At 52.9% G+C, this 24,902-nt stretch carries 25 protein-coding genes; 14 read left to right on the top strand and 11 right to left on the bottom strand.

Translation table 11 applies throughout. The features are described 5' to 3' along the window. Together cpxR and cpxA are read left to right on the top strand one after the other, a co-directional pair. Positions 1–699: an envelope stress response regulator transcription factor CpxR gene (cpxR, locus tag OGY72_RS00350; RefSeq protein WP_003028763.1), complete on the top strand. Its 699-nt coding sequence runs from the start codon at positions 1–3 to the stop codon at positions 697–699. Continuing rightward, on the top strand, positions 696–2,069 hold the full coding sequence (gene cpxA, locus OGY72_RS00345) for an envelope stress sensor histidine kinase CpxA (protein WP_003028758.1): 1,374 nt from the start codon (positions 696–698) through the stop codon (positions 2,067–2,069). Before cpxR ends, cpxA begins: the two co-directional genes overlap by 4 nt. A gap of 40 nt (positions 2,070–2,109) precedes the next feature. On the opposite strand, the gene OGY72_RS00340 is transcribed toward cpxA, so the two are convergent. The 4 genes from OGY72_RS00340 to yiiM form a co-directional block, all read right to left on the bottom strand. Continuing rightward, entirely contained in the window at positions 2,110–3,360 is a 1,251-nt protein-coding gene (locus OGY72_RS00340) for an MFS transporter (RefSeq protein WP_122973888.1), read from the bottom strand. 122 nt (positions 3,361–3,482) lie between these two features. Next, positions 3,483–4,436: a sugar phosphate isomerase/epimerase family protein gene (locus tag OGY72_RS00335; protein WP_191235882.1), complete on the bottom strand. Its 954-nt coding sequence runs from the start codon at positions 4,434–4,436 to the stop codon at positions 3,483–3,485. 8 nt (positions 4,437–4,444) lie between these two features. Then, complete coding sequence (locus tag OGY72_RS00330) at positions 4,445–5,149, bottom strand: GntR family transcriptional regulator (protein ID WP_003825231.1); 705 nt, start codon at positions 5,147–5,149, stop codon at positions 4,445–4,447. A gap of 227 nt (positions 5,150–5,376) precedes the next feature. Then, a complete protein-coding gene (gene yiiM, locus OGY72_RS00325; protein ID WP_003825233.1) occupies positions 5,377–6,051 on the bottom strand; it encodes a 6-hydroxyaminopurine reductase in 675 nt (224 codons plus the stop codon). 152 nt (positions 6,052–6,203) lie between these two features. On the opposite strand from yiiM, the gene OGY72_RS00320 reads away from it, so the two are divergent. After that, positions 6,204–7,100 (top strand): dihydrodipicolinate synthase family protein, encoded by an 897-nt coding sequence (locus OGY72_RS00320; RefSeq protein WP_003825235.1) that lies wholly within the window; start codon positions 6,204–6,206, stop codon positions 7,098–7,100. 40 nt (positions 7,101–7,140) lie between these two features. Here OGY72_RS00320 and kdgT read toward each other — a convergent pair whose 3' ends face one another. After that, positions 7,141–8,124, bottom strand: a complete 984-nt coding sequence (gene kdgT, locus OGY72_RS00315; RefSeq protein WP_003825237.1) for a 2-keto-3-deoxygluconate transporter — start codon at positions 8,122–8,124, stop codon at positions 7,141–7,143. 235 nt (positions 8,125–8,359) lie between these two features. Further along, positions 8,360–8,980 carry a superoxide dismutase [Mn] gene (sodA, locus tag OGY72_RS00310; protein ID WP_003840480.1) on the bottom strand — a complete coding sequence of 207 codons (621 nt, stop codon included), beginning with the start codon at positions 8,978–8,980 and terminating at the stop codon, positions 8,360–8,362. Between the two features lie 289 nt (positions 8,981–9,269). On the opposite strand from sodA, the gene rhaT reads away from it, so the two are divergent. Next, on the top strand, positions 9,270–10,304 hold the full coding sequence (gene rhaT / locus OGY72_RS00305) for an L-rhamnose/proton symporter RhaT (RefSeq protein WP_003825242.1): 1,035 nt from the start codon (positions 9,270–9,272) through the stop codon (positions 10,302–10,304). Here the strand turns inward: rhaT and rhaR are convergent. Next, on the bottom strand, positions 10,301–11,149 hold the full coding sequence (gene rhaR / locus OGY72_RS00300; RefSeq protein WP_286546005.1) for an HTH-type transcriptional activator RhaR: 849 nt from the start codon (positions 11,147–11,149) through the stop codon (positions 10,301–10,303). The genes rhaT and rhaR overlap by 4 nt on opposite strands. A gap of 136 nt (positions 11,150–11,285) precedes the next feature. Further along, entirely contained in the window at positions 11,286–12,134 is an 849-nt protein-coding gene (gene rhaS / locus OGY72_RS00295) for an HTH-type transcriptional activator RhaS (protein WP_008787013.1), read from the bottom strand. A 303-nt stretch (positions 12,135–12,437) separates the two neighbouring features. On the opposite strand from rhaS, the gene rhaB reads away from it, so the two are divergent. The 5 genes from rhaB to rhaM all read left to right on the top strand — a co-directional run bounded on the left by rhaB (position 12,438) and on the right by rhaM (position 17,668). Continuing rightward, on the top strand, positions 12,438–13,907 hold the full coding sequence (gene rhaB / locus OGY72_RS00290) for a rhamnulokinase (protein WP_286546000.1): 1,470 nt from the start codon (positions 12,438–12,440) through the stop codon (positions 13,905–13,907). Beyond that, complete coding sequence (gene rhaA / locus OGY72_RS00285; protein ID WP_149281832.1) at positions 13,904–15,163, top strand: L-rhamnose isomerase; 1,260 nt, start codon at positions 13,904–13,906, stop codon at positions 15,161–15,163. The genes rhaB and rhaA overlap by 4 nt, the downstream gene beginning before the upstream one ends. A 143-nt stretch (positions 15,164–15,306) precedes the next feature. Continuing rightward, the gene (gene rhaD, locus OGY72_RS00280; protein ID WP_286545997.1) at positions 15,307–16,134 is read left to right on the top strand and encodes a rhamnulose-1-phosphate aldolase; all 828 of its coding nucleotides are present in this window, start codon (positions 15,307–15,309) and stop codon (positions 16,132–16,134) included. 74 nt (positions 16,135–16,208) lie between these two features. Continuing rightward, positions 16,209–17,357 (top strand): lactaldehyde reductase, encoded by a 1,149-nt coding sequence (gene fucO / locus OGY72_RS00275; protein WP_020996115.1) that lies wholly within the window; start codon positions 16,209–16,211, stop codon positions 17,355–17,357. Continuing rightward, positions 17,354–17,668, top strand: coding sequence for an L-rhamnose mutarotase (gene rhaM / locus OGY72_RS00270; RefSeq protein ID WP_003825253.1), 315 nt, complete (start codon positions 17,354–17,356; stop codon positions 17,666–17,668). Before fucO ends, rhaM begins: the two co-directional genes overlap by 4 nt. A gap of 83 nt (positions 17,669–17,751) precedes the next feature. Here the strand turns inward: rhaM and OGY72_RS00265 are convergent, their stop codons facing one another. Then, the gene (locus OGY72_RS00265; protein ID WP_003825255.1) at positions 17,752–18,300 is read right to left on the bottom strand and encodes a helix-turn-helix domain-containing protein; all 549 of its coding nucleotides are present in this window, start codon (positions 18,298–18,300) and stop codon (positions 17,752–17,754) included. Positions 18,301–18,401: 101 nt separating this feature from the next. Between OGY72_RS00265 and OGY72_RS00260 the strand changes: the two genes are divergently transcribed. Together OGY72_RS00260 and OGY72_RS00255 are read left to right on the top strand one after the other, a co-directional pair. Next, positions 18,402–19,061 (top strand): AzlC family ABC transporter permease, encoded by a 660-nt coding sequence (locus OGY72_RS00260; protein WP_003825259.1) that lies wholly within the window; start codon positions 18,402–18,404, stop codon positions 19,059–19,061. Then, positions 19,061–19,384: an AzlD domain-containing protein gene (locus tag OGY72_RS00255; protein ID WP_003825260.1), complete on the top strand. Its 324-nt coding sequence runs from the start codon at positions 19,061–19,063 to the stop codon at positions 19,382–19,384. Before OGY72_RS00260 ends, OGY72_RS00255 begins: the two co-directional genes overlap by 1 nt. Before the next feature lie 41 nt (positions 19,385–19,425). On the opposite strand, the gene OGY72_RS00250 is transcribed toward OGY72_RS00255, so the two are convergent. Next, the gene (locus OGY72_RS00250) at positions 19,426–19,638 is read right to left on the bottom strand and encodes a YdgH/BhsA/McbA family protein (protein ID WP_003825262.1); all 213 of its coding nucleotides are present in this window, start codon (positions 19,636–19,638) and stop codon (positions 19,426–19,428) included. A 129-nt stretch (positions 19,639–19,767) separates the two neighbouring features. Here OGY72_RS00250 and OGY72_RS00245 point away from each other — a divergent pair, with 129 nt between their 5' ends. Together OGY72_RS00245 and OGY72_RS00240 are read left to right on the top strand one after the other, a co-directional pair. After that, positions 19,768–20,289, top strand: coding sequence for a Crp/Fnr family transcriptional regulator (locus OGY72_RS00245; protein WP_286545992.1), 522 nt, complete (start codon positions 19,768–19,770; stop codon positions 20,287–20,289). A 58-nt stretch (positions 20,290–20,347) separates the two neighbouring features. Continuing rightward, positions 20,348–20,854: a YgjV family protein gene (locus OGY72_RS00240; RefSeq protein WP_032945569.1), complete on the top strand. Its 507-nt coding sequence runs from the start codon at positions 20,348–20,350 to the stop codon at positions 20,852–20,854. On the opposite strand, the gene fdhD is transcribed toward OGY72_RS00240, so the two are convergent. Further along, positions 20,821–21,657: a formate dehydrogenase accessory sulfurtransferase FdhD gene (fdhD, locus tag OGY72_RS00235; protein WP_198579052.1), complete on the bottom strand. Its 837-nt coding sequence runs from the start codon at positions 21,655–21,657 to the stop codon at positions 20,821–20,823. The two genes, OGY72_RS00240 and fdhD, sit on opposite strands and share 34 nt — an antisense overlap. Before the next feature lie 194 nt (positions 21,658–21,851). On the opposite strand from fdhD, the gene fdnG reads away from it, so the two are divergent. Next, complete coding sequence (fdnG, locus tag OGY72_RS00230; RefSeq protein ID WP_100193805.1) at positions 21,852–24,902, top strand: formate dehydrogenase-N subunit alpha; 3,051 nt, start codon at positions 21,852–21,854, stop codon at positions 24,900–24,902.

The raw sequence follows: 24,902 nt of genomic DNA, 5'->3' as shown, positions 1-24,902 counted from the left end.
ATGAATAAAATCCTGTTAGTTGATGATGACCGAGAGCTGACTTCCCTGTTAAAGGAGTTGCTCGAAATGGAAGGTTTCGATGTGCTGGTTGCCTATGATGGGGAACAGGCGCTTGAGCTTCTGGATGACAGCATCGATTTACTTTTGCTCGACGTCATGATGCCGAAGAAAAACGGCATTGATACGCTGAAAGCACTTCGTCAGACACACCAGACACCTGTAATCATGCTGACCGCTCGCGGCAGCGAATTGGATCGCGTACTTGGCCTTGAGCTGGGCGCGGACGACTATTTACCTAAGCCGTTTAACGACCGTGAACTGGTCGCGCGCATCCGCGCTATTCTGCGTCGCTCACACTGGAGCGAACAGCAGCAGAACAGCGATAACGGCTCGCCGACGCTGGAAGTAGATGCGTTAAGCCTTAATCCGGGTCGCCAGGAAGCCAGCTTTGACGGGCAAATTTTGGAGTTAACCGGCACCGAATTCACCCTGCTCTATTTGCTGGCTCAGCATCTCGGTCAGGTGGTTTCGCGTGAGCACCTGAGCCAGGAAGTGCTGGGCAAACGCCTGACGCCTTTCGATCGCGCGATCGATATGCATATCTCGAACCTGCGTCGTAAGCTGCCAGAGCGTAAAGACGGACACCCGTGGTTTAAAACCCTGCGTGGTCGCGGCTACCTGATGGTCTCCGCTTCATGATAGGGAGCTTAACCGCACGCATCTTTGCCATCTTCTGGTTGACGCTGGCACTGGTGTTGATGTTGGTACTGATGTTACCCAAGCTCGACTCACGCCAGATGACCGAGCTACTGGACAGCGAGCAGCGCCAGGGGTTAATGATTGAGCAACATGTTGAAGCTGAACTGGCGAACGATCCACCCAACGATTTGATGTGGTGGCGTCGCTTGTTTCGGGCGATAGACAAGTGGGCGCCGCCAGGACAGCGGTTATTACTTGTTACGACGGAAGGACGCGTGATCGGCGCAGAACGCAACGAAATGCAGATCATTCGTAACTTTATTGGTCAGGCCGATAACGCCGACCATCCGCAAAAGAAAAAATACGGTCGCGTTGAGATGGTCGGGCCTTTCTCCGTCAGAGACGGTGAAGATAACTACCAGCTGTATCTCATACGACCTGCCAGCAGCTCACAATCTGACTTTATCAACCTGCTGTTCGACCGACCGCTGCTGTTGCTGATCGTCACCATGTTAGTCAGCTCACCGCTATTGCTTTGGCTTGCCTGGAGTCTGGCGAAACCGGCGCGTAAGTTGAAAAACGCGGCGGATGAAGTGGCCCAGGGCAACCTGCGTCAGCATCCGGAACTGGAAGCCGGTCCGCAGGAGTTTCTGGCGGCAGGCGCCAGCTTTAACCAGATGGTGACAGCGCTGGAACGGATGATGACCACACAGCAACGCCTGCTGTCGGACATCTCTCACGAGCTGAGAACACCGCTAACGCGTCTGCAACTGGGCACCGCTCTGCTGCGCCGTCGTAGCGGTGAGAGCAAAGAGCTGGAGCGCATTGAAACAGAAGCACACCGACTGGACAGCATGATCAACGACCTGCTGGTGATGTCACGTAATCAGCAGAAAAACGCGCTGGTCAGTGAAACAGTGAAAGCTAATCAGCTGTGGGGCGAAGTGCTGGATAACGCCGCCTTTGAAGCTGAGCAGATGGGTAAATCACTCACGGTGAATTTCCCGCCGGGTCCGTGGCCGCTGTACGGTAACCCAAATGCGTTGGAAAGTGCGCTGGAAAACATTGTGCGCAATGCCCTGCGCTATTCACATACGAAGATTGAAGTTGGCTTCGCGGTGGATATCGACGGGATTACCATCACCGTGGACGACGATGGCCCAGGCGTTAGCCCTGAAGACAGAGAACAGATTTTCCGTCCGTTCTATCGTACCGATGAGGCGCGCGATCGCGAGTCTGGCGGAACAGGTCTGGGTCTGGCGATTGTTGAAACCGCAATTCAGCAGCATCGTGGCTGGGTGAAGGCCGAAGACAGCCCGCTGGGTGGTTTACGGCTGGTGATTTGGTTACCGCTGTATAAACGCGCTTAACAGGCTTCCCCGGTAGCCTCGTGCCGGGGAAGCTCTCGCTTTATGCTGTCACTTCTGCCGCCGCTAGCTTTTGCTTTTTAATCCGCTTCACCAGAATGGTCGAACAGATAAAGCCCATTAAGCTGAACGCAATCATCACGCTAAAGACATAGTTGTAGCCAGTGATGCCGCTATTGGTATCCAGCAAATAGCCGTACAACGTGTACGCAAACATCGCTGGCATATATCCGATGATACAGCCAAATGCCATTGCCGAACCCGCATACTCACGTGGGGTACCGATCTCATCCATTGGCGCGAAGAAAATGGCGCGCTGTGAGAAGATAATCGCTCCGAACCCTAATGTCGCCGCCATACCGATATACACGTTCATTGTTTGATGCGGTAACTGCATGAACACAAGCATCGCCACAGCAGAGATCAGGAACGTCCACTTCAGATACACTGTCGGTGATTTAGCAACTTTATCTGCCAGCATTCCACCAATCGGCCCACCTACCATTTTTAACGCATACTGGTTGATGATGCCGTACGCACCAACGAGCGCTACCGGCAGCATATAGATATCTTTTAAGAACGGAATAAAGTAAGTCAGTCCACAGTACGCGGCGTAAACGAAGAAAATACCTAAAGAAGCCAGCCAAACGTTAGGGCAGGACAAAACATGTTTGATACCCTTTAACACTTCCATGTTGGCACTGGTTTTCTCGCCGCCTTTCACTTTGTCATCATCGACAATAAAGTACGTCACAATACCTGCCACAAGCGTAATGACCGTATAGAACAACAGGCCCGCCTGCATCCCCGCTTTACCTTCACCAAACTGGACGAAGACAAACAGAGCGCCAGAAGCAACGATAACATCCACCACGCCACGTCCGGCTTCTAAAAAGCCGAACATGCGTCCTTGTTCTTCTTTCGTGCCCAGCAAACGAACAGCTTTCAGCAATACCGGCCAATAAACCACATCGGCAAAGAAAGCCATCGCGGCAAAGCAAATGAGATAACCGGTAAATGACGGTAGGGTCGCTAAATATAAACCACATAACCCAACGCCAATCAGACCGAACGGTAATAATATTTTCTTGGAGTAACGGTCTGCGATATAGAGAGAAAGAAAAAGTCCGGTTGTCTGAACAATCGTATAAACCGTAAAGCTCAACCCAATTTGCGTATTGGTTAAACCCCAGTCATTCTGCATTGGCACATAGAAAACATCTTTCATACTTGAAAGTTTGAATATCGTACCGCCGCCTAAAATCAAAAAACAGAGCCTTGCCCATTTATTCATGAACATGATTAAACCCTCATTGCTTGTTGAGAGAAATATATAAATTAGATTATATAATTAATAAAGCCAGGGGATTATTTTCATAATCCTTTCCGCATTTAATAATATTTTAAGAAAACTAATTAATTGCCTGTAAACTTGTCACATATATCACGAATGTATTTTATTTGGGCAAGAGCATGTTCTTTTTCCTGCGCCAGTCGCGCATCAATCATATTACTGTCAGGCAGCGGCGTATAACTTGCATCGCGCCATGGGATCCAGGGGTTATCACCCTCATCGTCGAAGCGAAATGCAGGGGCATAATATTCAACTTCTTCTTCCAGACCAAAGGCATGTACCTGCGGTTTATCTTCACCTAAAAGTAATAATGCCTTGAGCATCTCTTCCATAGGTAAATCGCCGTGTCCTGAACGACAAGCCTCATGCCCCCAGCCTTTACCTTCTTTAATAATTTTAGCGTCTTTAATATGCACCTGAGTGATCAGAGGAGACATAACCTCTAACGCAGAAAGCGGCTGTTCATTAGCATTAATCATGTTGCCAAAATCAAACAGAATAGAGAGATTTTTCATCCCGCTATTGTTCACCAGCGTCACCAGCTCATGGCCTTGCAGATCTTCATGCTGTTCGATAGTAAAGCTTAATCCGCAATCGTCATACTGAGACAACCATGCAATGTCATTGGCAATCTTCGCCATAACATCGTTCAGATGCCCTTCATAACGCGGGTAGAAACGCACTGAAGTTGCACCAGTAGCAACAGCAATACGGATTGCATCCGTCAATGTTGCCTTATCCGATGCGCTCGTTTCGATATGCACATCCAGATTATATTTTTTGGCCTTTTCTTTAAAATCGTGTAGCTGCTGATCGTTCAGTTTCTGCAGTGATTGGGACTCACCATCCTCAACATGTATTTTTACACCCTTCAATTTTTGCTGATGCGCAATATCCAGAAGATCCCCCGGCAGGACTCTCTCGTAGCGCATATTCAGATGAAAAGCATAAGCATGTAGGTACAGCGGTATATTTCTCGCGCGTTCCGCAAGAAGTTCTTGGTTACATTTTCCCATTATTTTTCTCATTCATCGCGAATAACAAGTTCCACTGATTCAAGTCGCCAGTATTCGAAATCAACCTGAACCACTTTTTTATCTCGGGTAGCCCGATGTTTTTCTACTAAAATTCCATACGTATTAGGCGCAACACCCAGCTCTTTGCAGGCCACTTCTGGCATATTGACCGGTTTAAAAATCATTTCTTTGATATTTAAAACATGGCCAAACGCATCTTCCCAGACGCTGGCAAAAGACTGATTGCCCAATTTATTAATGAATCCTGGCGCAACATCGGCATCAATATAGGATTCATGGTAAAACACTTTATGTGAATCAAGGCCGCACCAGCCGGTAACTAAATAGCGATCGCCGGAGGAGAGAAAAACATCATCAACATGATGCGGAACTGTATCAATGGTTTCTTTGGTTAAATAATCCCAAAAAGGCTTACGTCCCTGAGCACAAGCTTCAGCATTGAAGCTGGAAAGTGATTTAGGGTTATAAATAAATCGCTTCGATGAAATAAACCAACCACTGCGGTTCTTGCGGAAAATACGCGCATCGATCTCAAGCTCAATCAGAACCTGACGTAAGGTCATACGCTTTGCATCCAGCAGCTCACATAACTCTCTCTCCGAGGGCAATTTGGAGCCCGCTGGTAAATTATTCTCGTTTAACCAGCTTTCAAAGCGCTCTCTGAGCACATCAACATTGTTTTTCTTTTTCATTTCGCTCATCTGGTTTAAACCAATTTGAAGCTAAGATATTTGAGTGCAGGAAATACTCAAGTTTTTTTTCAACGCAGAGTTTCTTTTTGTGGACCAGGTATCAAGAATGGCTTTGAAGCAAACCGTGACCGTCAGGTTTTTGCCCGGTTTGGTACGCAGGAGATGAACCACGGGGGAGAGGTAAATCAGGTGTCGCCACCTGATTTAATTGCCAGATGAAGGTAGGTTTATTTTCCCCACAAACGGCGGGAATTGTCTTCGATCTTGCCGCTTAGACGGCGCTTTTGCATCGTTCTGGTCCAGCTTTTTGATAACCCGGCAGCCGACAGTAAACGGTGATATTGCGAATCATCAAACGGCATATGCCAGGCGATAGCAATTGCCTCCTGTACGCTGACGTCGCTCACGCGTGACGCCAGGATCAATGGCGCGTCTGCTGACACCTGACCAGGCGCGATGACGCTGCACAGCCAGCCTGTCTTACCCACATCCTGCATCTGGCTGGCCATATCGCTGATGCCAAAATGGAAATTCAGCTTAAAGCACGGCGAGCGCGGCTGCGTGACCTGAATCAGCGCCTCTCCCCACTGGAAAATGTCGCCAATATACACATTCTCTTCAGTCAGCCCCTCAGTAGAGAGGTTCTCACCAAACGCGGGGGCGACAAATAGCTCCGCCTGCTCCGGAAACGCTTGTCTCCAGTGCTGATAGTGTTCACGCGGATAGTGACACAGCGCGCGATCCGGCCCGCCGTGAATTTTCGTTTCCGCTTGTTCATCCCCCGTCAGCCCCAGTTCGGTCAGCATCAACTCACCGTCAATCTGGACTTTAGCAATCGCGCTGGGACGGCTTCCCGTGTAGTCCCGAACTTTGCCCGTAAAAACATCGACCGGATATCGCATCTGTTCCCTCTCCCGATAAATTTCCCCCATTACACCACATTTATTTTACCCCAGTCGCTCAAAATGAGAGCACGGTTCACATGAAACTTAGGGACACATGCTATCAATGTAATCTGGTTTTGAAACATCATTTCAAATAAGGAGTCGACAACGTGACTGGTCAATCGCAATTTGCTGGCGTCTGGTGTCCTTCCATTACGCCAATGGACAATGATGGCAAGATCGATCTCAACGGTCTAAGCCAACATCTCAAACGCCTTACCGAGGCCAAAATCGACGTGATTTTGCTGATGGGCAGCATCGGGGAATTTGCCTCCTTTACGCTCGAAGAAAGGCTGCTGCTGATCCGCGAAGCCCGTGCCATGAGCTCGCTAAAGATGGTCGCCAACGTCTCATCCACCTGCCAGAATGATGTTTTATTGATGGCGCAGGAAGCGTATCGCTCAGGTTACGATGCCGTGATGATCCTGCCACCCTACTACTACGGACAAACAGCGAAACAGCTGCTGAGCTACTTCCGTCAGTTGGGGCAGAAACTCAGCGGCAAATGGTTTGCTTATAACTTCCCGGCACGCACCGGCTGCGATTTAACCCCCGAACTGGTAGCTACCCTCGCCGCCGAGTTCCCGAATTTTGCTGGCATTAAAGACACCGTCGACTGCCAGTCCCATACCCGCAGTATGATTCAGACCACCCGCGCCGTGCGGGAGGATTTTGCCGTGCTGTCCGGCTATGACGAATACTACATTCCCAACCTGTTGGCAGGTGGCGCGGGGATTATTTCAGGGTTGAACAACGTCATGCCGGAACTGTTTGTCAGCGCGCGGGAAGCGTTTAAACAGGGCGACCTGGCAGCGCTTCGCGATATTCAGGACCAGATTGGCACCTACATGTCCATCTATGCCATCGGCGAAGATTTTGTCACCACCATCAAAACCGTGGTATCGCGTAAATTTGGCTATTGTACCGGCGTGTCACGTAATGCCGGTGGAGAGTTGAACGAGAGTGAGTGCCGAACAATCGATGAGGTGTTTGTCGTCAAAGGGTAAAAATTAAGCCGGATGGAGCAGACCATCCGGCTTAAGAGACTTACTTCACGGTACCACGAATATCAATTTCTGCCGCCCTTGCTTTGACCTTTTTCGACCAGATAGACGTGATAATCGGCACCAGAATGGAGGTCACAATCACCGACGTGGCGACCAGGGAAGTTGCTGCCGGTGCCATCGGTTTAAATGCCGGAACCATTTCAGCAATCAGCACAGGCGTAGCAACCGCCGCCCCCGCGGAACTGGAAGCGGCAATCCCCGCCGTACCATCGCCACCACCAATCAGTTTATCGGCGATAATCAATGGAATACCAGTGATGATAATCACCGCCACGCCCAGCAGAATACCCAGCACGCCGGTCTGCGCAATCACGCTCAAATCAATGGTGTTACCTAATGCGAAGGCAAAGAACGGGATCAGCGTCTGCACCGCTTTGCTGAAGAACTCCCGCAGTTCAGGGTCCAGATTCCCCAGCGCAAAGCCAATCAGGAACGGCAATACTGCACCAACAAATACGTGCGGTTCAAACGACGCGATCCCGGCGGTTCCCAGAATCACCATGGTCATCAGCGGGCCAGACTCCAGCGACATCAGGACAAACGCTCCGGCCTCTTCTTTGGTGCCGTACTGCTGCATAATCGAGGCATACAGCCCGCCGTTGGTCATATCCATCGCGGCCACCAGCGCCAGCGTAGACAACCCAGCGAAGAATCCGACCTCTACACCATGTTCCGGCAGAATGCGTGAAGCAATTGCTGCAACCACCCACGCCACCAGAATCTTGGTTATGACTAACGTACCTGATTTACGCAGCACGGTGCCGGTGGCGCTTAGCTTGATCGACGCCCCCATGCAAAAGAACCAGACCGCCAGGATTGGTACCGTACCGGTGATCATACCGTTGGTAAAGGAGCCGAAATATTTCCCGGCGCCGGGGGAAAAGGTGTGACACAACGCGCCCAGGAAAAGCGGCACCAGCATCATACCGCCTGGGATTTTCTCTATCGTACGTTTGATCTGCATTTCCATCACCTGTAGACATAAAAATGGGGCAATTTTTATGGGCGATTGCATCTTGCTTTGAGATGCGCCCGTCTTGATGAAAAGAAGATAGACATTCATAGAGACTATAAAAGTGATCCCACTCGCATAATAAAACCTTGTTTCAATTTAAGTGGGCCATTGTTTTTATATTGAGTTTGATCACAAAAAAACCCCACAAGCATCGCTTGCAGGGCTTTTTGTTAAAGCGTAGAACTTATTTTTTTGCTGCGAAACGCGCGGCAGCTTCGTCCCAGTTCACAACGTTCCAGAACTCTTTGATGTAGTCCGGGCGACGGTTCTGGAATTTCAGGTAGTAAGCGTGTTCCCACACGTCCAGGCCCACGATTGGGAAACCGGAAGCGCCAGAGATAGCTTCACCCATCAGCGGGGAATCCTGGTTGGCGGTGGAAACAACAGCCAGTTTGTCACCTTTCAGAACCAGCCACGCCCAGCCGGAGCCAAAGCGGGTTGCCGCTGCTTTTTCAAATTCAGCTTTGAAGTTGTCAACGGAGCCGAAGTCACGTTCGATAGCCGCTTTCAGGTCGCCCTGCAGCGTAGTACCGGTTTTCAGGCCTTTCCAGAACAGGCTATGGTTAGCGTGACCGCCCGCGTTGTTACGCAGTACGGTTTTCTTGTCTGCTGGCAGTTGATCCAGTTTGGTGATCAGCTCTTCAGCAGACAGGCTCGCAAATTCAGGCAGGCTTTCCAGCGCAGCGTTGGCGTTATTTACGTAAGCCTGGTGGTGTTTGGTGTGGTGGATTTCCATCGTCTGCTTATCGAAGTGCGGTTCAAGGGCATCATAAGCGTACGGCAGGGATGGCAGTGTATAACTCATAATCATCTCCAGTATTGTCGGGCGGCCAGTGTTAACGCCGCGTAAGCAGTTGGGTCATTATAGTTAATTAAATGATATTGAAAATGATTATCAATGCCGTACTTTTTACAGGGTCTTAATGAATCAAACCCATTGTTAAAGATGTGAGCCGAATCACCCACTTAACGTGATAATTGCCAACATGCGCAAAAGGGCGGCAATCGTCAAAAGGTTAACCACCTGCGTAATTTTTAAACTCGTTAGGTCGGAGGGGTCATTACCGACGATAAAAAATAACGAGGATTAAGTCATGAGTAACGCGATTACGATGGGTATCTTTTGGCATTTGATAGGGGCAGCCAGTGCCGCCTGTTTCTATGCCCCGTTCAAGCAAGTCAAACATTGGTCATGGGAAACGATGTGGTCGGTTGGCGGGATCGTCTCCTGGATAATCCTGCCGTGGACCATCAGCGCTATGTTACTTCCCGATTTCTGGGCCTACTTCAGCTCCTTCAGCCTCTCCACACTGGCTCCGGTATTTCTGTTTGGTGCAATGTGGGGGATTGGCAATATCAACTATGGCCTGACCATGCGCTATCTCGGTATGTCGATGGGTATCGGGATTGCGATAGGTATTACGCTGATTGTCGGCACGCTGATGACCCCGATTATCAACGGCAATTTTGATGTACTGATCAATACCTCTGGTGGCCGCATGACGCTGCTTGGCGTACTGGTCGCGCTGATTGGCGTAGGCATTGTTACCCGTGCCGGTCAGTTAAAAGAACGCAAAATGGGCATCAAAGCGGAAGATTTCAACCTGAAAAAAGGTCTGGTTCTGGCCGTCATGTGCGGTATTTTCTCCGCCGGGATGTCCTTTGCGATGAACGCAGCGAAACCGATGCACGATGCCGCCGCCGCGTTGGGCGTCGATCCGCTGTATGTCGCCCTGCCTAGCTATGTGGTTATTATGGGCGGTGGCGCGCTTGTTAACCTGGGCTTCTGCTTCATTCGTCTGGCAAAAGTGAAGAACTTGTCGATAAAAGCCGACTTCTCGTTAGCCAAACCGCTGATTATCACCAACGTGCTGCTCTCTGCGCTTGGTGGCTTGATGTGGTATCTGCAATTCTTCTTCTACGCCTGGGGCCACGCACGTATTCCGGCGCAGTATGACTATGTAAGCTGGATGCTGCACATGAGCTTCTATGTTCTGTGCGGCGGGATTGTCGGTCTGGTATTGAAAGAGTGGAAAAACGCGGGTCGTCGTCCGGTCAGCGTGCTAAGCCTCGGCTGCGTGGTGATCATTGTCGCGGCAAACATTGTCGGTCTGGGAATGGCCAGCTAAGCATGCTGAGTACTGAGATGACGCCACTGGCTCGGCGTCATCCCGGTTTCCCGCGTAAATACCACCGAAAAGTAGTTACTGTCCTCAAAGCCGCAGCGCATGGAAATCTCACTGATCATCAACCGACTATGTTTGAGCAGATACTGCGCATGGCAAACCCGCACCTGGCGGAGATACTGGTTGATAGTCATCCCGGTCTGGCTGCGAAACTGCTGGCGCAAAACGCGCTCGCTGCACCGTTCGCGCTCGCAAAACGTATCCAGTTCGAACGCATGCTCATGGCTACCGGCTAATGCGGTGATCAGTTTATCCAGCAGCGTTTCACTGGAGGTCGCCGGGAGCGTATCTGTGGCATAACGATGCCGCTTAAGTTGTGTCACCAACTGCCCGAACAGCAGCTCAGCCATGGTAAAAGCCTGTGCATCACGTTGATTGCTTTCATGCTCAAGCTGGCTTATCACCTGTCGGACCTGACTCATGCCAACGCTGCCGAGTCGCCAATGCGGCTGCCTCGGCGTACCGTCAAATCCGGGGATCGCCCCTTGCCAGTCAACATTCAGCGTCAACCGCTCCGGGCAGTAGATGATATTTTGCAACACCAGGTCGTTCACGGAGGTGTAGGAGTGTTTATCTTCGGCGCGAATGTAAAACAGATCGCCACGGGTTATCCGGTACGGACGATCGTTAAGGACATGCAGACCATTACCGCGCCAGACCATAACCAGCTCGCAAAACTCGTGGGTATGCTCAGCAAAGACATCCTGCGGATAACGGTCAGCCACGGCCACAGCCTGCTGCTCATGCGCAAAGAAGTCTGATTTCAGAAGGATTAGCTGATTCGCCATCACATGACCTCAACCTGAATGCTTGCCGGATGCGCTGCGCTTATCCGGCCTACAGGACATCCACGTAGGCCGGATAAGGCGTAAAGGGACATGATTATCTGAGATTCAGCGGTAAAAAACGTTGATAGCTTTCGCGTTACTGGAGGCGGCTTGCCACAACGAGATCGCGCCCCTGACGAATATCGCGTGGTGACCACTTGAACTCACGACGAAAAAGCGTGGAAAAGTGGTTACTGTCGCCGAATCCGCAGAGATAAGCGATGTCTGTCACACTGTCATCACTGTGGCGAAGCAGATGTCGGGCCTTGATCAGCCGCAAGCGGTTAAGGTAGCGCTGCGGCGTCAATCCGGTTTGCTGTTTGAGCTGGCGATGCAGAGTGCGCAAAGAGAGGGAAAACTTCTCGGCCAGAGCCTCCCAACACACCTCGTCGGCAAAGTTATCTTCCAGCCACGCCATCAGGAGGTTAAGCCGCGCGTCGTTATCGGTCGCGGCTTCCATCAGGCTGCTTTTACGCAGCAGCACCAGCAGCTGCATAAACAGGATCTCGCGATTTGCCGCCGTTGGTGTATCCATCCCCTCACCGAGCGCTTCCATCTGCCCCACCAGTTGTCGAACCTGCTGCAACACACCCTGATTCACCCGCCAGTGGGAAGGATACTGCCCATTCTGTTCCTGAGGTAAAAGCTGATTCAGCCCAGCCAGAAATTGAAACGCATCCGGGGAACGATACAACACATTGGTCAGGCACAGATTGTCAGTATGTTCATATAAATGCCGGTCATGATCGCGAACGAAACACACCGTACCGCCGCTGATAGTGTAAGGCTGTCCGTTGAACACATGGATCCCCGTGCCGTGTTCGACCACCACAATTTCATGAAAATCATGATGATGTTCTGGAAACGCAGGTTGAGGAAGCCGCGGTTCAATAGCCACTGGCGCTTTACCTGTCGGAAAAAAATCCACGCAATGCAATACCGTCATGATGCCATCCTTCCCGATCAAATGAACATGGCTGAATAGTAATTAAGGGTTATCACCCTCACCTTAAATTTTTGACGCCAAAGTGCGTAAACACGGTCAATTCTTCAAGAAATGGCGGGAAAGATCGGGAATTGCGGAAGACGTCACATCCGCTAAAACCGGTCCTATTAATAGAAATTGTGAACAGCGTCACGTTCACCTTTGCCACGTTGCCAGCCGCTAATTGCGGCTGTCACTGTCAAGAAGGTACGCGTTATCTGGGGTTCTTAGACTGAGTGCAATAAAACTCAGAAGGACCTCGCTATGACTTTTCGCCATTGTGTCGCAGTCGATCTCGGCGCATCCAGTGGGCGCGTAATGCTGGCGCGTTACGACAGTGAACACCGCACCCTGACGCTGCGTGAAATCCACCGCTTCGTGAACTGCCTGCAAAAAACAGATGGTTTTGACACCTGGGACATCGACAGCCTGGAAAACGATATTCGTTTTGGCCTGAAAAAAGTCTGCGATGAAGGCATTCGGATAGACAGCATCGGTATTGATACCTGGGGCGTGGATTACGTCCTGATCGATAACGCCGGACAACGTGTCGGTCTGCCGGTCTCTTACCGTGACAGCCGCACGACCGGCATTATGGCGCAGGCGATGACGCAGCCGGGTAAAGGTGAAATTTACCGCCGTAGCGGTATTCAGTTTCTGCCCTTTAACACCCTGTATCAGCTGCGTGCGTTGGTTGAACAGCAGCCAGAACTGCTCCCGCAGGTGGCCCATGCCCTGCTGATCCCCGACTACTTCAGCTTTCGCCTGACCGGCAAAATGAACTGGGAATACACCAACGCCACCACCACCCAGCTAGTCAATATCAATACCGACGAATGGGATGACACACTGCTGGCGTGGACCGGGGCAGACAAAGCCTGGTTTGGTCGCCCGACGCATCCAGGGAACGTGATCGGCCACTGGATTTGCCCGCAGAAAAACCAAATTCCGGTTGTCGCCGTCGCCAGTCACGACACGGCCAGCGCGGTCATTGCTTCTCCGCTGGCCGACAAAAACAGCGCCTATCTCTCTTCCGGGACCTGGTCGCTGATGGGCTTTGAGAGCAGAACGCCGTATACCAACGATGCGGCGCTGGCGGCGAATATCACCAACGAAGGCGGCGCGGAAGGACGCTACCGTGTCCTGAAAAATATTATGGGGCTGTGGCTGCTCCAGCGCGTATTAAAAGAGCGCCAGATTACCGACCTGCCAACGCTTATCAGCCAAACGCAAGCGCTGCCGGCCTGCCGGTTCCTGATAAACCCGAACGACGATCGCTTTATCAACCCCGACGATATGAGCGCAGAAATTCAGGCGGCATGCCGTGAATCGGGCCAACCCGTTCCCCTGCAAAACGCCGAACTGGCGCGCTGTATCTTCGACAGCCTGGCGTTGCTGTACGCCGACATCCTGCAAGAACTGGCACAACTGCGTGGTGCAGCATTTAGCCAACTGCATATTGTCGGTGGCGGCTGCCAGAACGCCTTACTGAACCAACTGTGCGCGGATGCCTGCGGTATTCGCGTGATGTCCGGGCCGATTGAGGCCTCCACGCTCGGCAATATTGGCATCCAGTTGATGACGCTGGACGAGCTGAACAACGTCGATGATTTCCGTCAGGTGGTGCGCGCCAACTACGAACTGACCACCTTCATTCCCAATCCTGAAAGTGAAATTGCCCGCTACCAGGCGCAGTTTCAATCACTACGACAGACAAAGGAGCTTTGCGCATGACCACTCAACTTGAACAAGCCTGGGAACTGGCAAAACTGCGTTTCGCCGCGGTAGGCATTGATGTCGAGGCGGCCTTACGCCAGCTCGATCGCCTGCCGGTCTCCATGCACTGCTGGCAGGGCGATGATGTCGCCGGTTTCGAAAACCCGGAAGGCTCGCTCACTGGCGGTATTCAGGCTACCGGTAACTATCCGGGTAAAGCGCGTAACGCCACCGAACTGCGGGCCGATCTGGAGCAAGCGCTAAGCCTGATTCCTGGTCCAAAACGTCTGAATTTGCACGCGATCTATCTGGAATCGGATACACCGGTTCCCCGCGACCAAATCAAACCCGAACACTTCAAAAACTGGGTTGAGTGGGCGAAAGCGAACCAGTTAGGGCTGGATTTCAACCCATCCTGCTTCTCACACCCGCTGAGCGCCGACGGTTTCACGCTGGCGCACGCCGACGACACCATTCGCCAGTTCTGGATCGATCACTGCAAAGCCAGCCGTCGCGTCTCGGCGTATTTTGGCGAGCAGTTGGGTACACCATCGGTGATGAACATCTGGATCCCGGATGGCATGAAAGACATCACCGTTGACCGTTTAGCGCCGCGCCAGCGTCTGCTGGACGCGCTGGACGAAGTGATCAGCGAGAAACTCGACCCGGCGCATCATATCGATGCCGTCGAAAGCAAGCTGTTTGGCATCGGTGCGGAAAGCTACACCGTGGGCTCTAACGAGTTCTACATGGGTTACGCCACCAGCCGCCAGACCGCACTGTGTCTGGATGCGGGCCACTTCCATCCGACTGAAGTGATCTCCGACAAAATTTCCGCCGCCATGCTGTATGTACCGCGCCTGCTGCTGCACGTCAGCCGTCCGGTGCGCTGGGACAGCGACCACGTGGTGCTGCTGGATGATGAAACTCAGGCGATTGCCAGCGAGATCGTCCGCCACAACCTGTTTGACCGCGTACACATTGGCCTCGACTTCTTCGACGCCTCCATTAACCGCATTGCCGCGTGGGTGATCGGCACCCGCAATATGAAAAAAGCCCTGCTGCGCGCGCTGTTAGAACCCACCGAACAACTGCGTCAGCTCGAAGCCAACGGCGACTACACCGCACGCCTGGCCCTGCTGGAAGAGCAAAAATCGCTGCCGTGGCAGGCCGTCTGGGAGATGTATTGCCAGCGCCACGACACGCCTGCGGGCAGCCAGTGGCTGGACAGCGTGCGCGCTTATGAAAAAGAGATTTTGAGCAAACGTAGCTAACCGTGACGCCAGGCTTGTAGGCCGGATAAGACGCCCCGCGTCGCCATCTGGCAATGAATGAAACACGATTGCCGGATACCGCTTCGCTTATCCGGCCTTCGTAAGACCCGATAACGTTCGGGCAATAAACAGGAACACCGAACATGCAAAAAATTACTACTTCCTGGTTCGTCCAGGGGATGATCAAAGCCACTTCTGATGCGTGGCTGAAAGGCTGGGACGAGCGTAACGGCGGCAACCTGACGCTGCGTCTTGATGAAGCAGATATCGCGCCGTTTAGCGCCGATTTCTACGAAAAACCACGCTATATTGCGCTAAGTCAGCCGATGCCGCTGCTGGCAAACACGCCGTTTATCGTCACTGGTTCCGGTAAATTTTTCCGTAACGTTCAGCTCGATCCCGCGGCAAATTTGGGCGTGGTACAAGTAGACAGCGACGGTGCGGGCTACCACATCCTCTGGGGCCTGACCCACGAGGCCGTGCCGACCTCTGAACTGCCGGCTCACTTCCTCTCCCACTGCGAACGCATTAAAGCGACGAACGGTAAAGACCGCGTGATCATGCACTGCCATGCCACCAACCTGATCGCTCTGACCTACGTACTGGAAAACAACACAGCGCTGATTACCCGCAAGCTGTGGGAAGGCAGCACCGAGTGCCTGGTGGTGTTCCCGGATGGCGTTGGCATTCTGCCGTGGATGGTGCCGGGTACAGATGAAATTGGTCAGGCTACCGCCGAGGAAATGCAGAAACACTCGCTGGTACTTTGGCCGTTCCACGGCGTGTTCGGAAGCGGACCTACCCTAGACGAAGCGTTCGGTTTGATAGATACCGCAGAGAAATCCGCCGAAGTTCTGGTCAAAATCTTTTCGATGGGCGGTATGAAGCAGACCATCTCACGTGAAGAGCTGGTCGCACTTGGCAAACGCTTTGGTGTTACGCCGCTGGCAAGCGCCATAGAGCTGTACTGATACCTCCCAACTCAACGCCGGATGCGGCTTCACCTTATCCGGCCTACAGGATTTTATTATTAAGGAGAATAGTGATGAGCTTTATGTTGGCACTGCCAAAAATTAGCCTGCATGGCGCCGGCGCGATTGCCGATATGGTGAATCTCGTGGCGAATAAACAATGGGGCAAAGCGCTGATCGTCACCGATGGTCAACTGGTAAAACTGGGCCTGCTGGATAGCCTGTTTGCCGCGCTGGATAAACATCAAATGTCTTACCACCTGTTTGATGAAGTATTCCCGAACCCGACAGAAGAGCTGGTACAGAAAGGTTTTGCGGCCTATCAGAACGCAGAATGTGACTACATCATCGCCTTCGGTGGCGGCAGCCCGATCGATACCGCCAAAGCGGTAAAAATCCTGACAGCCAACCCTGGCCCTTCTACCGCTTACTCCGGCGTGGGCAAAGTGAAAAATGCGGGCGTCCCGCTGGTCGCCATCAACACTACCGCCGGTACGGCAGCAGAGATGACCAGCAACGCAGTCATTATCGACTCTGCCCGTAAGGTTAAAGAGGTGATCATCGACCCGAATATCATCCCGGATATCGCCGTGGATGATGCCAGCGTGATGCTGGAAATCCCGGCCTCCGTCACCGCCGCAACCGGTATGGACGCCCTGACCCACGCGGTGGAAGCCTATGTTTCCGTTGGTGCTCATCCGCTTACCGACGCTAACGCACTGGAAGCGATTCGCCTGATCAACCTGTGGCTACCAAAAGCGGTCGACGACGGTCATAACCTCGAAGCTCGTGAGCAAATGGCGTTTGGTCAGTATCTGGCGGGGATGGCATTTAACAGTGCTGGTCTGGGTCTGGTGCATGCGCTGGCGCACCAGCCGGGCGCAACCCATAATCTGCCACACGGCGTCTGCAACGCCATCCTGCTGCCGGTAATCGAAAACTTTAACCGTCCGAACGCCGTGGCGCGCTTTGCCCGCGTGGCGCAGGCAATGGGCGTCGATACCCGTGACATGAGCGATGAAGCGGCAAGTATGGAGGCCATCAACGCGATTCGTGCACTCAGCAAGCGTGTCGGTATTCCTGCGGGCTTTAGCTCCCTTGGCGTGACGAAAGAGGATATTGAAGGCTGGCTGGATAAAGCGTTGGCCGATCCGTGTGCGCCGTGCAACCCGCGCACCGCCAGCCGCGACGAGGTCCGCGAGCTGTATCTGGAGGCGTTATGATCCGCAAGGCCTTTGTGATGCAGGTGAATGCCGACGCGCACGTTGAGTACCAGCGTCGTCATAACCCCATCTGGCCAGAGCTGGAAGCGGTGCTGAAAGAGCACGGCGCCCATCACTACGCGATTTATCTCGATCAGGCGCGCAATCTGCTGTTCGCCACCGTTGAGATTGAGTCCGAAGAACGCTGGAATGCCGTTGCCAGCACCGACGTTTGCCAACGTTGGTGGAAGCATATGCGTGACGTAATGCCTGCAAACCCGGACAACAGCCCGGTTAGCGCAGAGCTAAAAGAAGTGTTTTATTTGCAGTAAGTTATATGCCCGGTAGCGCAAGCTTACCGGGCCTACGGTTTTATTTTTTGTAGATCGGATAAGCGATAGCGCCATCCGACAATTCAATTTTGCTCAGAGACCAGAATCGCCTGGGTGTCAGGCTCCAGCGCTTTAAAAATATGCGCCCGATCGGCGGGGTAACAAATATAGTCCCCCTCGCCTAACTCCTCCGGCGCTTCAGTCAATCCTACCATCGCCTTACCCTGCGTCACGATGATGTGTTCAACCGATCCCGGTGGATGCGGCTGTGAAATACGATCCGCGCCCGGTTGCGTCAGCAGCAGATAGATATCCCGCCGCGCCCCCGGCGGGCAGGCGGCCAGTAAAATGGCCTGATAGTGCGCCTGCTCGGCTACCACCTTTGTCCCTTCTCCGCGACGAATCACCTGCGTTTTTTGTTCCTGCGGCTCCAGCAGGCGAGCAAAGGGAATATCCAACGCCACACACAGCGACCAGAGCGTTTCCAGGCTAGGATTGCCATTGCCCGCTTCCAATTGCGAGAGTGTCGATTTTGCAATCCCTGCGCGACGGGCAATCTCTGCCAATGACAAACCGGTGCGCTGGCGTTCACGCACAAGGCTTTTCGCGATCATACTGATGGGCTGGGTCATTCACGACTCCATGTTCTTTATATCGAACGAATCGTTCGACTTGTAATATTAACTGGTCGCGTTCATTATAATGGAAATTCGTTCGATATGGCTAAAACGGTATGAAACATTATTTTTCCAGTCTCAAAGGCGACACGATAAAAGCAATATTTTTAGTCTGTCTGGCCGTCGGCGTAGTCGGCATGTCATACGGCTCGCTGGCGATGGCCTACGGCTTCCCGCTGTGGGTACCGTTTGTGCTTTCGATTACGGTACTGGCGGGTGCGTCCGAATTTATGTTTATCGGCATCGTCGCCAGCGGCGGTAACCCACTGGCGGCGGCGGCGGCCGGTTTACTGGTCAACGCCCGACACGTGCCGTTTGGCGTCACGGTGCGCGACCTGGTGGGCTCCCGGGCTGCGAGTTTCCTCGGCTGTCATATCATGAACGACGAAAGCGTAGTCTTTGGCCTGTCGCAAAAAACGCCCGAACAACGTAAAGCCGCCTTCTGGCTGTGCGGTCTGGGCGTCGCGATTTTCTGGCCTGTTGGCACACTGATCGGCGCGGGCGTCGGCAAACTGCTCCCCGCCCCGGAAACCATCGGTCTGGATGCCGTCTTCCCTGCAATTTTATTAGCCTTAGTGGTCCCGGCCTTTAAAAACCGCACCACGCTGATTCGCGCCTGTAGCGGTGCCGGGTTGTCGCTTGCCGCCATCCCCTTTGCGCCGGTCGGTTTACCTGTTCTGCTCTCACTGTTTGGCTTACTGACAAGGAAAAAATAATGGGCAACATGACGCTGTTTATCGTCGGTATCGCCATGTTATCTCTGGGAACGTATTTAATGCGTTTAGGAGGAGCGAAGCTTGGGAGCCGTTTAGCGTTCTCGGAACGCTCGCAGGCGCTGCTTTCCGACGCCGCAACGGTATTACTGTTCTCCGTTGCGCTGGCGACCACCTTTTACGAAGGTGAACACTTCGCTGGCATGGCCCGCGTGCTGGGCGTGGCTTTTGCGGTATTTCTCGCCTGGCGCAAGATGCCGCTAATCGTGGTGATCGTCGCTGCCGCAGTGGTGACGGCGCTGCTGCGAATGGCGGGCATAAACTAAAAAAGCGCCTCAAGGGCGCTTTTCGACAGTACTAAGGTATCTTATTTCAGCAGTTCGGCGGTCATGTGCACGCGGTTACCGGTGTATGCCTGAGTGATTTTGTAATCGCTGGCACCTGCGCGTTCAGCCTGAGCGGCGATTTTTGCTTCAGCGCTTTCCAGCGTAGAACCGGTTGCGGTCACTGTCTGAGCAGCGAAAGAACCGAATGAAGTAGCCAGAGCGATAACTGCGACAAAAGTTTTGATGCTTTTCATGATATAAACCCTTTAACTTAGTTGTTTGAGTAAGGCACCGTGCCTTGATGTGATAAATAATAGGCTGATACTCGAACAACTGAAAGCGGAAGGATTTGCCAGTCTTATTCAAATTATTTGAGAGATAAGATGTTACGTAATCAGGAATCACAATGGCTTGCTGGCAGCCGTAGAAAAACGCAACCGGCGGGTAGTTGGTTACTTCGTCAGGGTGAACCACAAAGTAAAATTCATCTTTTACATCATGGTGTGGCTCGTGCGGTTTATCACGCGGACAACGGCGTTGAAAGGGTTAAAGAGTTCTACTTTGCCGGGGAATACTGCTTTCTGTACCTGAACTGGCTAACTAACACGCCTGCCGATTACAGTCTGCAAATGATCGCCGCTGGAGAAACCACTGAAATCCCCTTGGCTTTGCTGGATGCGCCGGAAAATCAGGATATTAAGACTCTGCTACTGGTCCAGCAATTGATCTACAAAGAGAAAAAAGAGCAAATGCTGCTGCTCAATACCCCAGAGCAACGCTACCAGTACGTACAAACACACTTCCCGGACTGGGAGTCACAGCTCACCCAGCGCGATCTTGCCAGCTATATCGGCATTACCCCCGTTAGCCTGTCCCGTATTCGCCAGCGTCTTAACAAAGGTTAACGCCTTACGGTGATGCGTCGATTATTGTCCCGTCACTCTTTAATAGATGGCGACCACAATGAACGCATTTCTTCTTTCTCAGATGCTGGCTGGCATCAGCTTCTTACTGGATATTTCCGCTTTTCATTTTCAACGCCGGGCTATCACTTTAACGCTGCTCACCAGCTCCACTTCTCTGTTAGCTATCCATTTCTATCTTTTGGATCAACACGCTGCGGCTGGGTTAATGATCATTGCCGCATGCCGCTACGCGACAGCCATCGTCACCTTTCACCGCTGGGTGATGTGGGGATTTATGCTGGGGTCGCTGCTGTGTAGCATTTATCTTTGGCAAAATCTGTCGAGTATATTGCCGCTGATGGGAAGCCTGCTGATGACATTTGCGTCATTTCAAAAACGCAGCGGAAAATTACGGGGATACACCTTGTGTGGCAGCCTGTGTTGGCTGCTGAACAATGTGATTGTTGGCTCGCCAGTTGCCGTAATCATGGAACTGGCGTTTTCAGGCAGTATTCTGGCTGCCTGGTGGCGTCACAGCGCGACCAGACGTTGCGGATGCGTATAGATCGTCGCCCTGCCCGGTTTGCAAAAACCCACCAGCGTCAGGTTACAACGTTCGGCAACTTCCACGGCGAGCGTTGTCGCCGCAGAAACAGCAAACAGGATCTCCACACCGCACATCGCCGACTTCTGCACCATCTCATAACTGGCGCGGCTGGAGACTAATACCGCGCCCTGTTGCCAGGTTTCCCCTTCGATTGCACGTCGTCCCAGCAGTTTATCCAACGCAACATGACGTCCAACATCTTCATGCCCGCCCGCCAGATGACCTGACGGTTGTACCCAGGCAGCCGCGTGCGTGCAGCCTGTCAGTTGCCCCACGGGTTGAAAATCGTTGAGATGTCGTAAAGCGTTATCAAGATTCGCCAGATCGAATGTCTGGGTAAACGGCAGCGGCTGGACCGGCTTGCCAATGTCATTGAGCTGCTCCACGCCACAAACGCCGCAACCGGTGCGACCGGCCAGCGCGCGACGACGTTCCTTCAGCCCCATAAAGCGACGGCTGGACAGTTCAACCTGCACTTCCAATCCGTTGCAGGAAGGCACTACGTCCATTCCGTAGATATCCTGCGGGGACTCAATAATGCCTTCAGAAAGTGAAAAACCCATCGCGAAGTGCTCAAGATCTTTCGGTGATGCCATCATCACCACGTGCGAAATCCCGTTGTATACCAGCGCAACAGGCACTTCTTCAGCTACCTCATCAGGCTGAGGATGTTGCAAATCCTCGCGTTTCCAGAGGGTCAACTGGCGAGATCCTGTCGAAGATGTCACATTCTTGATGTTTTCTTGAATAATCTTATTCACTTTCTTTTAACCATATTGGAACACGCATACCAACATTGTGGTATTCTTTACAAATCCCTCCTGGACGGAGGGAAATTCACCCAATTCTGGACCTTTGCGGTCCCGTCCGCAAAGAAAAATAACAACCACTTCCCTCGCGTTCGCGTTACAGAAAAGCGAAGGGAACGTGACAATGTCGAAACAAGGAGCGAACCATGCAGGTCAGCAGAAGGCAGTTCTTTAAGATCTGCGCTGGCGGTATGGCAGGCACCACGGCAGCGGCACTGGGCTTTGCACCCGGCGTAGCGCTCGCGGAAACACGGCAATATAAACTGCTGCGCACCCGCGAAACCCGTAACACCTGCACTTACTGTTCCGTTGGCTGTGGACTGTTAATGTACAGCCTCGGTGACGGCGCAAAAAACGCCAAAGCATCCATCTTCCATATCGAAGGGGACCCGGATCACCCGGTGAACCGTGGCGCGCTGTGCCCGAAAGGGGCAGGACTTGTGGACTTCATCCACTCCGAAAGCCGCCTGAAATTCCCGGAATATCGCGCACCAGGCTCAGATAAGTGGCAACAGATTAGCTGGGATGAGGCATTTGACCGCATCGCTAAGCTGATGAAAGAAGACCGCGACGCTAACTACGTGGCACAAAACGCTGAAGGCGTAACCGTTAACCGCTGGCTTTCCACCGGGATGCTGTGTGCTTCCGCTTCCAGTAACGAAACCGGCTATTTAACGCAAAAATTCTCCCGCGCGCTCGGTATGCTCGCGGTCGACAACCAGGCACGCGTCTGACACGGACCAACGGTAGCAAGTCTTGCTCCAACATTTGGTCGCGGTGCGATGACCAACCACTGGGTCGACATTAAAAACGCCAACCTCGTTGTGGTGATGGGCGGTAACGCCGCTGAAGCTCACCCGGTCGGATTCCGCTGGGCGATGGAAGCCAAAATTCACAACGGCGCGAAGCTGATTGTTATCGATCCACGCTTTACGCGAACCGCTGCGGTGGCTGATTTCTATGCTCCGATTCGTTCCGGTACTGACATTGCTTTCCTGTCAGGCGTTTTGCTGTACCTGCTGAACAACGAAAAATTCAACCGCGAATACACTGAGGCCTACACCAACGCCAGCCTGATCGTGCGTGAGGATTACGGTTTCGAAGATGGCCTGTTCACCGGCTACGACGCGGACAAACGCAAGTATGACAAAACCAGCTGGAACTACGAGCTGGATGAAAAAGGCTTCGCCAAACGCGATGTCACTCTGCAACATCCGCGCTGCGTGTGGAACCTGCTGAAACAGCACGTCTCCCGCTACACACCGGACGTTGTAGAAAACATCTGCGGTACGCCAAAGGCCGATTTCCTGAAGGTCTGTGAGTACATCGCAGAAACCAGCGCCAAAGATAAAACCGCGTCGTTCCTGTACGCCCTGGGCTGGACGCAACACTCCGTGGGTGCGCAGAACATCCGTACCATGGCGATGATCCAGTTGCTGCTTGGCAACATGGGGATGGCTGGCGGCGGTGTTAACGCCCTGCGCGGTCACTCCAACATTCAGGGCCTGACCGACTTAGGCCTGCTGTCACAAAGCCTGCCAGGCTATATGACGCTGCCAAGCGAGAAACAGACTGACCTGCAAACCTACCTTGCCGCCAACACGCCAAAACCGTTGCTGGAAGGTCAGGTGAACTACTGGGGCAACTACCCGAAATTCTTCGTTTCGATGATGAAAGCCTTCTTTGGCGATAAAGCGACAGCGGAAAACAGCTGGGGCTTCGACTGGCTGCCGAAGTGGGATAAAGGGTACGACGTCCTGCAGTACTTCGAGATGATGAATCAGGGCAAAGTGAATGGCTATATCTGCCAGGGCTTTAACCCGGTCGCGTCATTCCCGAACAAAAACAAAGTTGTGGCTTCACTGTCCAAACTGAAGTTCCTGGTCACTATCGACCCGCTCAACACCGAAACGTCCACCTTCTGGCAAAACCACGGTGAGTCGAACGATGTGGATCCGTCGAAAATCCAGACCGAAGTGTTCCGTCTGCCATCCACCTGCTTCGCCGAAGAGAACGGTTCTATCGTTAACTCCGGTCGCTGGCTGCAGTGGCACTGGAAAGGCGCGGATGCCCCAGGGATTGCCGTTACCGATGGCGAAATCCTCGCTGGTATCTTCTTACGCCTGCGTAAGATGTATGCCGAGCAGGGTGGCGCGAACCCGGAACAGGTGCTGAGCATGACCTGGAACTACTCCACCCCACACGAACCGGCTTCGGAAGAAGTGGCGATGGAGAGTAACGGTAAAGCGCTGGCCGACATTACCGACCCGGCAACCGGCGCGGTTATCGTCAAGAAAGGCCAACAGCTTAGCTCGTTCGCCCAACTACGTGACGACGGCACTACCTCCAGCGGCTGCTGGATTTTTGCCGGTAGCTGGACGCCGGAAGGCAACCAGATGGCGCGACGCGATAATGCCGACCCGTCAGGCCTTGGCAATACGCTGGGCTGGGCATGGGCGTGGCCGCTCAACCGACGTATTCTGTACAACCGCGCCTCTGCTGATCCGCAGGGGAATCCGTGGGATCCAAAACGTCAGATCCTGAAATGGGACGGGGCAAAATGGAGCGGGATGGATATTCCGGACTACAGCGCCGCCGCACCGGGCAGCAACGTTGGGCCGTTCATCATGCAGCCGGAAGGGATGGGACGCCTGTTTGCTATCGATAAGATGGCGGAAGGTCCGTTCCCGGAACACTACGAGCCGTTTGAAACGCCGCTGGGAACTAACCCGCTGCACCCGAACGTTATCTCTAACCCTGCCGCACGTATCTTTAAAGGTGACGCGGAAGCACTGGGTAAAGCAGATAAGTTCCCGTACGTCGGTACAACCTACCGTCTGACCGAGCACTTCCACTACTGGACCAAGCATGCGCTGCTGAATGCCATCGCTCAGCCGGAACAGTTTGTGGAAATTGGCGAGAAGCTGGCGAATAAGCTCGGTATCTCCCACGGCGATACCGTCAAAGTCTCCTCTAATCGCGGCTACATTAAGGCCAAGGCGGTGGTGACCAAACGTATTCGCACGCTGAAGGCTAACGGTAAGGATATCGACACTATCGGTATTCCGATTCACTGGGGCTACGAAGGTGTGGCGAAAAAAGGCTTTATCGCTAACACGTTAACGCCATTCGTCGGTGATGCGAACACGCAGACGCCGGAATTTAAGTCCTTCCTCGTGAACGTGGAAAAGGTGTAA

The organism is Citrobacter sp. Cpo221, assembly GCF_030332345.1.
In the GTDB taxonomy this organism is placed as follows: domain Bacteria; phylum Pseudomonadota; class Gammaproteobacteria; order Enterobacterales; family Enterobacteriaceae; genus Citrobacter; species Citrobacter portucalensis.
This window is presented reverse-complemented; position numbering and strand designations above follow the sequence as displayed.

Excerpts from the sequence above, each read along its gene's own strand:
- OGY72_RS00250 (WP_003825262.1), bottom strand. The coding sequence starts at position 19,638 with ATGAAAAGCATCAAAACTTTTGTCGCAGTTATCGCTCTGGCTACTTCA.
- sodA (WP_003840480.1), bottom strand. The coding sequence starts at position 8,980 with ATGAGTTATACACTGCCATCCCTGCCGTACGCTTATGATGCCCTTGAA.
- rhaA (WP_149281832.1), top strand. The coding sequence starts at position 13,904 with ATGACCACTCAACTTGAACAAGCCTGGGAACTGGCAAAACTGCGTTTC.
- OGY72_RS00255 (WP_003825260.1), top strand. The coding sequence starts at position 19,061 with ATGGGCAACATGACGCTGTTTATCGTCGGTATCGCCATGTTATCTCTG.
- rhaM (WP_003825253.1), top strand. The coding sequence starts at position 17,354 with ATGATCCGCAAGGCCTTTGTGATGCAGGTGAATGCCGACGCGCACGTT.
- rhaT (WP_003825242.1), top strand. The coding sequence starts at position 9,270 with ATGAGTAACGCGATTACGATGGGTATCTTTTGGCATTTGATAGGGGCA.
- OGY72_RS00240 (WP_032945569.1), top strand. The coding sequence starts at position 20,348 with ATGAACGCATTTCTTCTTTCTCAGATGCTGGCTGGCATCAGCTTCTTA.
- cpxR (WP_003028763.1), top strand. The coding sequence starts at position 1 with ATGAATAAAATCCTGTTAGTTGATGATGACCGAGAGCTGACTTCCCTG.
- OGY72_RS00335 (WP_191235882.1), bottom strand. The coding sequence starts at position 4,436 with ATGGGAAAATGTAACCAAGAACTTCTTGCGGAACGCGCGAGAAATATA.
- rhaB (WP_286546000.1), top strand. The coding sequence starts at position 12,438 with ATGACTTTTCGCCATTGTGTCGCAGTCGATCTCGGCGCATCCAGTGGG.
- yiiM (WP_003825233.1), bottom strand. The coding sequence starts at position 6,051 with ATGCGATATCCGGTCGATGTTTTTACGGGCAAAGTTCGGGACTACACG.
- OGY72_RS00340 (WP_122973888.1), bottom strand. The coding sequence starts at position 3,360 with ATGAATAAATGGGCAAGGCTCTGTTTTTTGATTTTAGGCGGCGGTACG.
- OGY72_RS00260 (WP_003825259.1), top strand. The coding sequence starts at position 18,402 with ATGAAACATTATTTTTCCAGTCTCAAAGGCGACACGATAAAAGCAATA.
- rhaR (WP_286546005.1), bottom strand. The coding sequence starts at position 11,149 with ATGGCGAATCAGCTAATCCTTCTGAAATCAGACTTCTTTGCGCATGAG.
- kdgT (WP_003825237.1), bottom strand. The coding sequence starts at position 8,124 with ATGCAGATCAAACGTACGATAGAGAAAATCCCAGGCGGTATGATGCTG.
- rhaD (WP_286545997.1), top strand. The coding sequence starts at position 15,307 with ATGCAAAAAATTACTACTTCCTGGTTCGTCCAGGGGATGATCAAAGCC.
- rhaS (WP_008787013.1), bottom strand. The coding sequence starts at position 12,134 with ATGACGGTATTGCATTGCGTGGATTTTTTTCCGACAGGTAAAGCGCCA.
- OGY72_RS00245 (WP_286545992.1), top strand. The coding sequence starts at position 19,768 with ATGTTACGTAATCAGGAATCACAATGGCTTGCTGGCAGCCGTAGAAAA.
- OGY72_RS00265 (WP_003825255.1), bottom strand. The coding sequence starts at position 18,300 with ATGACCCAGCCCATCAGTATGATCGCGAAAAGCCTTGTGCGTGAACGC.
- cpxA (WP_003028758.1), top strand. The coding sequence starts at position 696 with ATGATAGGGAGCTTAACCGCACGCATCTTTGCCATCTTCTGGTTGACG.
- fucO (WP_020996115.1), top strand. The coding sequence starts at position 16,209 with ATGAGCTTTATGTTGGCACTGCCAAAAATTAGCCTGCATGGCGCCGGC.
- OGY72_RS00330 (WP_003825231.1), bottom strand. The coding sequence starts at position 5,149 with ATGAAAAAGAAAAACAATGTTGATGTGCTCAGAGAGCGCTTTGAAAGC.